General features: G+C 39.3%; 10 protein-coding genes. All 10 read right to left on the reverse strand.

The genetic code is table 11. From position 1 onward, the window contains the following. Positions 1-201: 201 nt before the first annotated feature. The gene (gene ilvA, locus B5X53_RS08220; RefSeq protein WP_079712756.1) at positions 202-1,476 is read right to left on the reverse strand and encodes a threonine ammonia-lyase IlvA; all 1,275 of its coding nucleotides are present in this window, start codon (positions 1,474-1,476) and stop codon (positions 202-204) included. A gap of 1 nt (position 1,477) precedes the next feature. Beyond that, complete coding sequence (gene ilvC, locus B5X53_RS08225) at positions 1,478-2,953, reverse strand: ketol-acid reductoisomerase (RefSeq protein WP_079712757.1); 1,476 nt, start codon at positions 2,951-2,953, stop codon at positions 1,478-1,480. Between the two features lie 9 nt (positions 2,954-2,962). Then, entirely contained in the window at positions 2,963-3,493 is a 531-nt protein-coding gene (gene ilvN, locus B5X53_RS08230; protein ID WP_079712758.1) for an acetolactate synthase small subunit, read from the reverse strand. Further along, positions 3,493-5,226 carry a biosynthetic-type acetolactate synthase large subunit gene (gene ilvB / locus B5X53_RS08235; protein WP_079712759.1) on the reverse strand — a complete coding sequence of 578 codons (1,734 nt, stop codon included), beginning with the start codon at positions 5,224-5,226 and terminating at the stop codon, positions 3,493-3,495. Before ilvB ends, ilvN begins: the two co-directional genes overlap by 1 nt. Positions 5,227-5,237: 11 nt before the next feature. After that, positions 5,238-6,911, reverse strand: a complete 1,674-nt coding sequence (ilvD, locus tag B5X53_RS08240; RefSeq protein ID WP_079712760.1) for a dihydroxy-acid dehydratase — start codon at positions 6,909-6,911, stop codon at positions 5,238-5,240. Positions 6,912-7,508: 597 nt separating this feature from the next. After that, complete coding sequence (locus B5X53_RS08245) at positions 7,509-9,041, reverse strand: bifunctional GNAT family N-acetyltransferase/carbon-nitrogen hydrolase family protein (protein ID WP_198550771.1); 1,533 nt, start codon at positions 9,039-9,041, stop codon at positions 7,509-7,511. A gap of 441 nt (positions 9,042-9,482) precedes the next feature. After that, a complete protein-coding gene (locus B5X53_RS08250; RefSeq protein WP_079712762.1) occupies positions 9,483-10,115 on the reverse strand; it encodes a response regulator transcription factor in 633 nt (210 codons plus the stop codon). Further along, positions 10,108-10,896 carry a sensor histidine kinase gene (locus B5X53_RS08255; RefSeq protein ID WP_079712763.1) on the reverse strand — a complete coding sequence of 263 codons (789 nt, stop codon included), beginning with the start codon at positions 10,894-10,896 and terminating at the stop codon, positions 10,108-10,110. Before B5X53_RS08255 ends, B5X53_RS08250 begins: the two co-directional genes overlap by 8 nt. Beyond that, positions 10,886-11,602, reverse strand: coding sequence for a hypothetical protein (locus B5X53_RS08260; RefSeq protein WP_079712764.1), 717 nt, complete (start codon positions 11,600-11,602; stop codon positions 10,886-10,888). The genes B5X53_RS08255 and B5X53_RS08260 overlap by 11 nt, the downstream gene beginning before the upstream one ends. Beyond that, positions 11,602-11,988, reverse strand: a complete 387-nt coding sequence (locus B5X53_RS08265) for a hypothetical protein (protein ID WP_079712765.1) — start codon at positions 11,986-11,988, stop codon at positions 11,602-11,604. The genes B5X53_RS08260 and B5X53_RS08265 overlap by 1 nt, the downstream gene beginning before the upstream one ends. Positions 11,989-12,293 lie beyond the last annotated feature (305 nt).

The following is a 12,293-nucleotide window of genomic DNA, read 5'->3' on the forward strand; positions in this document are numbered from 1 at the left end:
AAGTAATTCTGAAATTTAAATTGGACGGTATATTTTGTGGATCTTTCAAGTTGTAATTAAAATCAAATAATATTAAAAAAAGAATAATGCAATTTACTTCTTACCTGCGGCGGCGCGGGAAGAAGCGAAAAACGGGAAATATTATTTGTCTCATTGAAAGCATATTGTAAAAGTACATAATTATTTTAACCAACAAAATATTTATACCAAATATTGAAACAAATTAGGCTTATCGTTAAGATATTCCCCGTAAAAATTTTTCGCTTTCATCCTGGCTACCAAAGGCTCAAAATCGGCAGGATCGTTTAATTCTATCCCAACTACAGCCGGGGCATTTTCACGATGATGCTTTTTTGAGTATTCAAAATGGGTAATGTCGTCCTTAGGTCCTAGAACCTTTTCCAGAAAATCTTTTAATGCCCCCGCCCGTTGCGGAAAGCTTATAACAAAATAATGTTTAAGTCCCGCATACAACAAAGCTCTTTCTTTGATCTCGGCAGTTCGGGTGATATCGTTATTACTTCCACTAACAATACAAACCACGTTTTTTCCCTTTATTTCTTCAGCAAAAAAATCAAGGGCACTTATAGCCATCGCTCCAGCAGGTTCTACCACAATCGCATCCTGGTTATAAAGATCCAGGATACTTTGGCAAATTTTCCCTTCAGGAACCGTGATCATTTTATCAAGATTTTGCTTACAAATTTCAAAATTTCGGCTCCCGACTTTCTGCACCGCGGCACCATCTACAAAACGCTCAATGGATTTTAATTCTACCAGTTTTCCTTCTTTTAAAGAGGAAGTCATAGAAGGCGCGCCTTCCGGCTCTACACCAATAATTTTAGTATTGGGCGAAAGTTCTTTAAACATAGATGATAATCCGGCAAGAAGTCCGCCACCACCAAGGGGTGCAAAAATATAATCTATAGGTTCAGTGGCCTGTTCCAGGATTTCCAATCCAATAGTGGCCTGGCCTTCAATTACCTTTTCATCATCAAAAGGATGTATAAAAACCAGACCAAATTTATCGGCGTGCTTCATAGAACTTTTAAACGAATCGTCAAAAGTATCACCTTTTAAAACTACCTCAACCCATTCGCCGCCAAACATTTTTGTTTGCTCTACTTTTTGTCTTGGGGTAGTAATTGGCATATAGATCACACCCTTTACCTGCAGTTTATTGCAGGCAAAAGCTACACCCTGTGCGTGATTTCCAGCGCTGGCACAAATAACCCCTTTATCCAGCTGTTCCTGCGGAAGGCTAGAAATCTTATTATAAGCCCCCCGGATTTTATACGAACGAACCTGTTGCAAGTCTTCCCTTTTCAGCATTACATTGGCTGAAAATTTCTTGCTATAAGTAAAAGATTGCATAAGGGGGGTTTTAACCACCACTTTAGAGATGCGCTGAGCCGCTTCTTTTACAGCTTCTAACTGAGGTTTATATATTTTTTTATCTGCCAGCAAAGTATCCATTTTATTCCTGTATTTTTTTCATTGCAGTCATTGCTTTTCTTAGCCTTCCTCCTACTTTTTCAACAGGATGCTGCCTAATTTCATCATTTATCGCAATTAATTGCTGATTGTCCACTCCGGTATAATCGGTCCCAAAAGAATGGCCAATAACCTCTTTGGGCAAGCCGCTTACATAATCTTTAATAAGCGGTTTTGCCGAATGGTCAAATAAATAACAACCGTATTCTGCCGTATCGGAAATAATCCTGTTCATCTCGAACAATTTCTTCCTGGCAATGGTGTTGGCAATTAACGGAGTTTCGTGCAGGGATTCATAATAGGCTGAATCTGCAACAATTCCGGCTTCTACCATAGTTTCAAAAGCCAGTTCTACACCAGATTTTACAAAGGCTACCAATAAAACTCCCTTATCAAAATATTCCTGTTCTTTGATCTCTTCAGAAGTTGCTTCAGATTTTTCAAAAGCGGTTTCCCCGGTGGCTGCACGCCATTCTAACAATTCCTTATCACCGTTTTCCCAGTCTTTCATCATTCTACTACTAAAAGCTCCGGAAATAATATCATCCATATGTTTTTGAAAAAGCGGGCGCATTATTTGTTTTAATTCTTCGGAAATCTCATCGGCTTTGATCTTGGCCGGATTTGAAAGCCTGTCCATCATATTGGTAATTCCACCGTGCTTTAAAGCTTCGGTAATGGTTTCCCAACCATACTGAATCAATTTCGAAGCGTAAGAAGGTTCAACACCTTCGGCTACCATTTTATCAAAACTTAGAATGGAACCTGTTTGAAGCAATCCGCATAATATGGTTTGTTCTCCCATTAAATCAGATTTTACCTCCGCCACAAAAGAAGATTCTAAAACACCAGCTTTATCTCCACCTGTAGCAACGGCATAAGCTTTAGCCCATTCAAACCCAATTCCCTGGGGATCGTTCTCCGGGTGCACAGCTATTAAGGTTGGTACTCCAAATCCACGTTTATATTCTTCCCTAACTTCACTTCCGGGACATTTTGGAGCCACCATAATTACGGTGATATCTTCTCGAATTTTCATTCCTTCCTCCACAATATTAAATCCGTGGGAATAAGAAAGCACCGCGTCTTTTTTAATATGCGGCTGAATGGCTTTTATTACCGAAGTATGTTGTTTATCTGGCGTTAGGTTAATTACCAGATCGGCGGTTGGGATCAATTCTTCGTAGGTCCCTACTTTAAAATTATTTTCTGAAGCGTTTTTAAATGACTGTCGTTTTTCACTTATGGCTCCTTCACGAAGTGCATAAGAAATATCCAAACCACTGTCGCGCATGTTCAAACCCTGGTTAAGGCCTTGAGCACCACAGCCCACAATCACTATTTTTTTTCCTTTTAAAGCAGCCACTCCGTCGCTGAATTCATCACTACCCATAAACCTACAGGTTCCCAGCTGGGCTAATTGTTCACGTAAAGAAAGGCTGTTAAAATAATTCGTCATCACTTTTATTTAATTGGTTGTATCAAATTGTTCTAAAATGTTCGAGATTGGCATTTCGTTTTTGGTCACAGCAATAGTGCCAGAGCGTACAAACTGCATCAATCCATAAGGTTTTAATTTCTCGTAAAGACTATCGGTTTCGTGGCGTTTTCCTGTTTTTTCAATCACAAAAAACTTTGGCGTAACCGTCACGATGCGAGCGTTGGATTCTTTTATGAAATCCTGAATATTAAGATCTTCAACAAAATCCGCTGAATTTATCTTATAAAGCGCGGTTTCCTGGTAGATCATTTCCTCATCGGTATGATAAAAAGCTTTAATTACTTCAATTTGCTTTTCTATTTGTCCAACGATTTTCTTAACCTGGTCTTCGGTAACCTGCACCACGATTATAAAACGCATTACCTCGTTTACTTCACTACGCGAAGCGGTAATACTCTCAATGTTAATATGCCTTTTCTGAAAAATGGCAGCAATTCGGCTCAATAAACCTATATTGTTTTCGGTATACACCGAAACCGTAAAATTTTTCTTTTCCATTACTCTAATCTTATTTCTGAAACTGAAGCCCCGGTAGGCACCATTGGGAATACATTTTCTTCCTGTTCAACTTTTACCTCAAGGAAATAAGCTTCCCTAGACTCCATCATTTCCGTAACTGCCTCTTTTAAATTTTCCCGTTTGCTAACTTGTTTCGCCTTAATGTGATATCCTTTGGCAATAGTTATAAAATCGGGATTTATCATTTCTGTGGAAGCATAGCGTTTCTCAAAAAACAATTGCTGCCATTGGCGTACCATACCTAGGAAGTCATTATTTAACACCACAATTTTGACAGGCACTTTGGTTTGAAAGATAGTTCCCAGTTCCTGGATGGTCATTTGGTAGCCACCATCACCAATCACCGCCACAACATCGCGGTCTGGGGCGCCCATTTTAGCACCAATTGCTGCCGGAAGCGCAAATCCCATTGTTCCCAAACCTCCGGAAGTAACATTACTCCTGGTTTGGTTGAATTTTGAATAGCGGCAGGCCACCATCTGATGCTGCCCCACATCTGAAACAATTACCGCATCGCCTTTAGAGCATTTATTGATTTCATCTATAACCTCGGCCATTCCAATCTTGCCGCGCTGGGCATTTAGATCATTTTTAATGATTTTATCAAATTCAATTTGATAGTAATCCTTGAATTTCTGATGCCAGGCTTCGTGCTTATTCGGTTTTAAAAGCTCTAAAAGAATTTTTAGCGTTTCATTTACATTCCCTAAAACCGGAATATCAGCGTGTACATTTTTATTAATTTCGGCGGGATCAATTTCAAAATGAATCACTTTTGCCTGTTTGGCATATTTCTCCAAATTTCCGGTTACCCGGTCGTCAAAACGCATTCCTATAGCGATCAATACATCGCATTCATTGGTTAAAACATTTGGGCCGTAATTGCCATGCATTCCTACCATTCCAACATTTAGCGGATGATCGGTTGGCATAGCCGAAAGTCCTAAAATGGTCCACGCCGCCGGAATACCCGATTTCTCCACTACCTGTTTAAAAAGTTCTTCGGCACCACCTAAAATAACGCCCTGACCAAAAACAATCATTGGTTTTTTAGCGTTATTTATTGCTTCGGCAGCCTTTTCGACTTCAACTAGATTAATTTCAGGTTTAGGTTTATAACTTCTAATACCGGAGCATTTTTTATATGAAAAATCAAGGGTAGCAAACTGTGCATCTTTGGTAATATCAATCAATACAGGTCCCGGTCTTCCGGAGCGTGCAATAAAAAAAGCTTTCGCCAGAATCTCCGGAATCTCTTCAGCTTTAGTAATTTGGTAATTCCATTTGGTAATTGGCGTGGAAATACCAATAATATCGGTTTCCTGAAAAGCATCACTCCCCAGTAAATGCGAACCTACCTGCCCGGTAATACAAACCATTGGCGTAGAATCTATTTGTGCATCGGCAATTCCTGTGACTAAATTGGTGGCTCCGGGTCCTGAAGTAGCCATCGCAACTCCTACTTTCCCACTAACTCTTGCATAACCCTGTGCCGCGTGTGTAGCGCCTTGTTCGTGGCGCGTGAGGACGTGGTGAATTTGGGTTTGGTATTTGTACAATTCATCGTAAACGGGCATAATTGCTCCGCCGGGATAGCCGTAAAGCGTATCCACACCTTCTTCCAATAAACATTTGATCACCGCCTCAGCACCTGAAACCGTGGTTTTTTTTGGAGAAGATACTTTTTCGAAACTAGCTGTTTTCACTTCCATAATTCACCTTATTAAAATTCGTCGGTAACGCAACCATTGGAGGCCGATGAAACCGTTCTTGCATATTTGTAAAGCACTCCCTTGTTGAATTTTAAAGCGGGGGCTTTCCAGTTTTCTTTTCTTTTCTTTATTTCTTCTGCTGAAAGACGGGCTTCTATTCTATTAGTTTCAGCATTAATGGTAATCTCGTCGCCGTCTTTTAGAAAAGCGAGCAAACCGCCTTCCTGGGCTTCCGGGGTAATGTGCCCGACGACAAATCCGTGGGTACCACCAGAAAATCTTCCATCTGTAATTAAAGCTACATCTTTACCGAGTTTTGCACCCATTATAGCTGAAGTAGGTTTAAGCATTTCCGGCATACCCGGGCCGCCTTTTGGGCCCTCGTACCGAATGACGACGACATCTCCTTTTTTTACTTTTCCTTCTGAAATACCATCATTAGCTTCATATTCGCTATTAAAAACTTTGGCTGTACCGGTAAACTGCAAACCTTCCTTTCCGGTAATTTTTGCTACCGAACCGCCTTCAGCAAGATTTCCGTAGAGAATCCTGATATGCCCAGTTTTCTTAATCGGGTTATCCAAAGGCCTGAAAACATCCTGACCTTCTTCCATTTCGGGAACATCGGCAAGATTTTCGGCTAGCGTTTTTCCGGTTACGGTAAGACAATCGCCGTGAAGCATATCATTTTTCAGCATATATTTTAGAACTGCAGGAATTCCGCCAATTCTATGCACATCTTCCATCGCATATTTCCCGCTTGGTTTTAGATCGGCCAAAAACGGGGTGCTATCACATATTTTTTCAAAATCTGCCAGATCAAAATCAACCTCAGCCGATTTCGCGATGGCCAAAAAGTGCAGTACCGCGTTAGTAGAACCACCTAACACAGTTAAGAGTCTAATCGCATTTTCCAGCGATTTGCGATTAACAATGTCGCGGGGTTTAATATCTTTTTCTATTAGCAAACGTATTGCCTTTCCTGCTTCTTCGCTCTCGGTTTTCTTCTCTTCACCAACTGCAGGGTTTGAAGAGTTATACGGCAAGGCCATTCCCAAAGCTTCAATTGCAGAAGCCATAGTATTCGCCGTGTACATGCCGCCGCAGGCACCTGCACCGGGACAGGCTTTTTCTATAATGCTTTCGTATTCTTCTTTTTCTATATCGCCGGCAGTTTTTGCGCCCCAGGCTTCAAAAGCTGAAACCACGTCCAGTTTTTTCCCATTATGACAACCGGAAGCAATAGTACCACCATAAACTAAGATCGCCGGACGGTTAATTCTTAACATCGCCATAAGTGCACCGGGCATATTTTTATCGCATCCCACCACGGTGATTAGTGCGTCGTAAGACATCGCGTGGATCACGGTTTCCATAGAATCGGCTATTATATCGCGGGATGGCAAAGAATAACGCATTCCAGGAGTCCCCATAGAAATCCCGTCGCTAACCCCGATGGTATTAAAAATTAAACCGACAAGTTCATTTTCGTTGGCTCCCTTTTTAACCAGTTTGGCTAAATCGTTAAGGTGCATATTACACGGATTGCCCTCGTAACCGGTACTGGCAATACCTACAAATGGTTTTTTAAAATCTTCTTTGGTTAGTCCTATGGCGTGCAACATTGCTTGTGATGCCGGTTGCGAATCGCTTTGTGTTAAAACTTTGCTGAATTTATTATGCATTGCTTATTTCTTCTTCGTGTGATTTAAAGAATAAAAGTAAGCGGATAAGTTATCAAGGCTGTATTTAAGAAAGAAAGAGCACTACTTTCGGAATAAAAATAACAGATACAAAGTTCTGAATAACAGTTATTTAACACCTAATAAATTACGATACCTGAAAAGGCTATTTTACAACTGAAAATTTTAGGTTAAAAAAGGGTAGAATTTAAGGAAATCAGGCCGATTGTGGAATTCTTATTTTTTAGACTAAAATTTTAGGATTTTAGTGTTTTGAATTGAATTTGTGAGAATTTGGAAATAGTTCTCGGTTGTAGGATCTCAGATGTGGGTTGTCTGTTATCAATATGTTGTTTGGGTTTTGGGATTTGTTGTTCGTTGCTGGTTTTCCTTGGGACCGTCATTACTAGGACTGCGATAGCCGACGTGGCAACCTGTTTTGAGAACTCATCGGATTACACGGGTTAGATCCTGAAACAAGTTCAGGATGACGTGAGAAACAAACACTTAAAACAACAGATCGCCACGCTCGTTCCTCGTTCGCAATGACGAGTAAAAACTGAAACTGCAAAGTGACAACTAATAACCGAAAAACTAAACCTACTTTTTCTTCTTTAAAGAATACAAATCTTTTCTTCTATCCTTCATATTTCTTACACTACCAAAGGCGTGTAACTCTTTAAGCAAGTCTAAATCTACATCTACCAATAGTGTACTTTCAGTATTTGGGGTGGCTTCGGCTTTAATTCCGTTTACGGGGAAGGCGAAGTCAGATGGTGTTAATACCGCACTTTGCGCATACTGAATATCCATATTATTTACCTTTGGCAAATTCCCTACAGATCCAGCGATGGCTACATAGCATTCGTTTTCTACCGCTCTTGCCTGGGCGCATATTTTTACCCGGGAATATCCGTTTTGAGTATCGGTCATAAACGGAACAAAAAGAATGTTCATTCCCTCTTCGGCTAAAATTCTGCCTACTTCGGGAAATTCTACATCATAGCAAATAAGCACACCAATCTTTCCGCAGTCGGTGTCAAAAGTTTGGAGTTTGCTACCGCCTTTCATACCCCAGGCGGCTTCTTCAGCCGGAGTTATATGTAATTTCTCATAGCGTTCGTAACTTCCATCCCTTCGGCATAAAAAGCCCACATTATACATATGTTCGCCAATCACCATAGGCATACTTCCGGTAATAATATTTATATTATAATTCACCGCAAATTCCTGGAAGGTTTCCAGCAAACGTTCGGTATAGGTTGAAAGTCCGCGGATGGCTTCAGGTTCGGTTAACTCATTGAATTGAGCCATAAGCGGCGCATTGAACAATTCAGGAAAAAGGATAAAATCACTCTGGTAATCACTTACCGCATCCACAAAAAATTCAATTTGCGAAACCAGCGCGTCATAATCCTTAAAAAGTCGCATTTGCCATTGCACCAGGCCAAGCCGTACCACCGTTTTCGGTGTATCTATAAGTTTTGTCGTTTTGGTGTAATAAATATTATTCCACTCCATCAAGACCGCATATTCCTTGCTTTCGGCATCACCGGGCAAATAGCCTTTTATCACTTTTTTTACGTGAAAATCGTTAGAAAGCTGAAAGGATAATACAGGATCGTGAATTTCCTGCAGTTTTACTTTCTCTATATATTTCTTTGGAGTGAGTTCTTTAGAATAAGTCCCGTAATTAGGAATTCGGCCACCAAAAACAATGGATTTTAAATTGAGCTGCTCGCAAACTTCTTTTCGGGCTTCGTATAAACGTCTTCCCAGGCGCATTCCGCGGTAATCTGGATGAATAAAAACATCTATTCCGTATAAAATATCTCCGTTATTGGTATGTGTAGAAAAGTTCTCTCCGCCAATAATTTCATCGTAGGTATGATCTTCATCAAACTTTTTGGAATCTATAATGATAGAAAGCGCGCAGCCTGCTATTTTATTATCAATAATAATACAAAATTGCCCTTCCGGAAATTTATTTACCAGGTTTCTAATTTCATCTTTGCTCCAGTATTCCTCGGGCATTTTCTGGTAACTTTTAATCATAGAAACCTTGAGTTCCTGATAATCTTTAAGCTTTAAATTGCGAAGTTCTATTTTTGGCGTTTCGTTCACGGAAGTCATTATTTATTTTCGCGAAGATACTGTAGAAAATGTTGGTTTGAAAGTCCCTAACATTCAAAGAAGAATTTAACGAAATTCAATTGCAGCTAGAATAGCTCTTATTTTGTAAACTTTTAGTCACGCAAATGTTTGATTTGACCTACCCTTCATTTCTTTTGCTGGTCCAAAAGAAGCGATGCAAAGTAAAAGACGCCTCTTTCAAGGAATTTTCTGACGAAAATACCAAAAACCGTGACCAAAACCCCGCGGATAACCGATTGAAAAATCGGTCATCCTGAATCTCGGGGTTTTATCCACATATTCTGCGAAAAAGGATTAAAAATAAATGATTTTATAAGCCGATTTTTCTATTCGTCATGCTGAACTTGTTTCAGAGCCTAACAACTTTTCATCCTAGATGCTGAAACACGTTCAGCATGACCTTACAATTTCTGCGCAAACTTACAACAACAATATCCTATGTTTAATAGCATAAAGCACCAAACCGGTTCGGCTTTTTACGTTTAGTTTTTGAAACAAACTCTCCCGGTAACCATCTATGGTTTTTGGGCTTAGGTTCATCTCGTTGGCCACCTCTTTGTACGTCATTTCGGTGCAGGCAAGTTCAAGAAATTCTATTTCGCGTTTGGTAAGATTGGTAAATTTTTTCTCCTTGTTCCTGTTTTTAATCGCTTCAGAAACCGCATCAGTATAGAAAAAACCTTCTTTTACCACTTCATCTAAAGCAAATTTAAACTCATCGGGATCTATGTCTTTCAGCAAATAACCGCGGCAGCCGAGTTTTACCATAAAAGTCACGGTTTCCTCATCGTCTTCCATAGTAAGCGCCAGCACTTTTTGATTGGGATGGTTTTCTTTAAGCCAGGCCATAGTTTCGGGCCCATTCATAATAGGCATTCTAATATCCAGCAATACCAAATGGGGTTTTGGCTTATTGGCTTTAAATTGCTCTACCAGTTCCTGTCCGTTTTTATAAATGCCGGAGACCTCGTAATTTTCAAAAGAATTCACCAGGTTTTTTAAAGATTGCGCAAATAAAGTGTGATCGTCTACAATTGCTACGGTATTATTCATCTTGTTGACCCATTAAAGAATAGCGTAAAGATAAAAAAGTTCCAGCGCCCATAGCACTTTCCAGCTTAAACTTTGTTTGTATTAAGGCTGCCCTGCTTTCCATATTAAATAATCCTGAATTCTTCTGTACCTCTTCCAAATCAAATCCCTGTCCGTTATCTTTTGCGGTAATAATGATTTCTTCGGAAGTAAAAGCTATATGAACTTCTAACGCTGAAGCCTTGGCGTGTTTTATCACGTTAGCAAAGAACTCCTGAAGAATCCGGAATAAAATAATACTGTGTTGCTGCGGAATTTCCTGTCTTTCGCCGGTAATTTCCAGCTGGGTTTCAATAACGCCCATTCGCTGAAACCTTTCCAGTTCATTTTCTACGGAAACCACCAAACCGGCATAACCAATAACCTGGTTGTTTAAAGATTTTGAAAGCGAGCGCACTTCCTGAAGCGAGCTGGCCACGGTTTCTTTAATTTCCAAAACTGAAGTTTTCTCGGCCTCAGGCAGGTTTTTTGAAAAGATATTTAGCTGCATATTAGCGACTGAAAGCAGCTGACCAATATTATCGTGCAGCTCCCAACCAACATTTTTTAAGGTTTGTTCCTGCATTTCTAAACGCGACTGGGAAATCTCCCGCTCAAAGCGCTGTTTAGCCTCAAATTTTTCCTCCAAAAGCTTGTTTTTTCGTCTCTGGTAGATCACAAAAAATAGGATCACAAAAGCCGTTAACAGCAGGATCACTAAAACAAAGTAGATAATGAGTAAAATTTCTTCTTTAGAAAGCATTTTTTAGATTCTTAGAAGTTGGTTTTTTCTTATTGGCCAACCATAAAAAGGCAATACTATAGGAACTATACATAAAAATATTCATTGCAATCATAATCAAACTGCTGAACTCCACAAATTCCGGACTTTTATCATTAAAATATTCAAAATAAATGAAAATAGGGCTAGTAGTTAGAAAATAGAGAAGCGCCGCAAAGGAAATATAAAAACTGATTTCCCTTTTTATATTTAAAATTTTAGGACTCAGCAGAATTTCAAAATAATAATAGAAAATAACTCCCAGCAGAAAAAAACTTCCCAATAAATAAGTAACCACTGAATTACTCTTAAAAAATACATCCGAGAATATTAGATTGGCAATACAAATTATTACATATAATAGTAAAGCTTTATCAATAAGTTGCGTTGTTTTATTATTTGAGATATTCCATTTAAAAAAGAGTATATAAACAACAAAACTGATAATCAAATAAGGATTATATAACCAATAAGTTCTGTACAAAAAAGTTTGCTTTAGAAAATGTAATTCTTCATTCCAGTAGATTGCAGCCGGAAATAATCCTATACTTTCAACAAAGAATGTTAGCAATAGAAAATACGAAAAAAACCCAACCGCTTTATCGGCTGGGTTTTTCTGGTAAAAATATAAGCCGCATATGGCTGCAATACCCTCAAGTAAAAATACCAGGAATCTAAAATCTTGCATTAATATTCCATTGGAGGCCAGCCCGAGCCAATTGTATTATATGGCTCAATTTCATAATTATTAGGGTCAGAGTCTTCCTGGGCACTTTCCGTTTCACCCTTAGCTTCTTTGGTGGGCGAGAGAAACATGGTAGTAAAACTTTTTTTCTCTTTGGTTGTGGGATAGGCTCCTAAATAAAACCGAATTCCCGGTTTCTCCACGCCCTGTTCTTTAGATTTCTCCCGAACATAATCCAGGTATTCCTGCAATTCGTCCAGGCTATACCAGAATTCCCGGGTATCTTCATAACCTTCACATTCCCTGATATCTTTTCCACGGGTTTTTACCCATTCGTCCTGTTCCTTACGCGCCTCTTCAACGCTAATACATTTTTTTGGTTTTTTCATTTGTTTTTAGTTGGTTGGTTAAAACTTAATTTTTTGTTAAGGTAAATTTAGAAGAAATATTCTTTTTATCAAATATTTTGTTTTCGATTCTCTGTTTTCAGTTGTCGGTTGTCGGTTGAGTCGGTTCCGAGTTGCGGGGGTTTCTCCACGATTACACGAATAATTTTTGGTATGTCGTTGTGAGAAACCGATAACTGTCGTGGCAATCTGTAATTGGTTTATATTTTATTGTCGGTTGTGTTTCGCCCGAATATTCTATTTCTCTCTCTTACAGGGAATCACCTTTCAAAAAAAAGATCGCTTTA

It is taken from the genome of Salegentibacter salinarum, assembly GCF_900168115.1.
GTDB classification, from domain to species: domain Bacteria; phylum Bacteroidota; class Bacteroidia; order Flavobacteriales; family Flavobacteriaceae; genus Salegentibacter; species Salegentibacter salinarum.

Coding starts and splice junctions, on each gene's coding strand:
- ilvA (WP_079712756.1), bottom strand. CDS start 1,476: ATGGATACTTTGCTGGCAGATAAAAAAATATATAAACCTCAGTTAGAA.
- ilvC (WP_079712757.1), bottom strand. CDS start 2,953: ATGACGAATTATTTTAACAGCCTTTCTTTACGTGAACAATTAGCCCAG.
- ilvN (WP_079712758.1), bottom strand. CDS start 3,493: ATGGAAAAGAAAAATTTTACGGTTTCGGTGTATACCGAAAACAATATA.
- ilvB (WP_079712759.1), bottom strand. CDS start 5,226: ATGGAAGTGAAAACAGCTAGTTTCGAAAAAGTATCTTCTCCAAAAAAA.
- ilvD (WP_079712760.1), bottom strand. CDS start 6,911: ATGCATAATAAATTCAGCAAAGTTTTAACACAAAGCGATTCGCAACCG.
- B5X53_RS08245 (WP_198550771.1), bottom strand. CDS start 9,041: ATGACTTCCGTGAACGAAACGCCAAAAATAGAACTTCGCAATTTAAAG.
- B5X53_RS08250 (WP_079712762.1), bottom strand. CDS start 10,115: ATGAATAATACCGTAGCAATTGTAGACGATCACACTTTATTTGCGCAA.
- B5X53_RS08255 (WP_079712763.1), bottom strand. CDS start 10,896: ATGCTTTCTAAAGAAGAAATTTTACTCATTATCTACTTTGTTTTAGTG.
- B5X53_RS08260 (WP_079712764.1), bottom strand. CDS start 11,602: ATGCAAGATTTTAGATTCCTGGTATTTTTACTTGAGGGTATTGCAGCC.
- B5X53_RS08265 (WP_079712765.1), bottom strand. CDS start 11,988: ATGAAAAAACCAAAAAAATGTATTAGCGTTGAAGAGGCGCGTAAGGAA.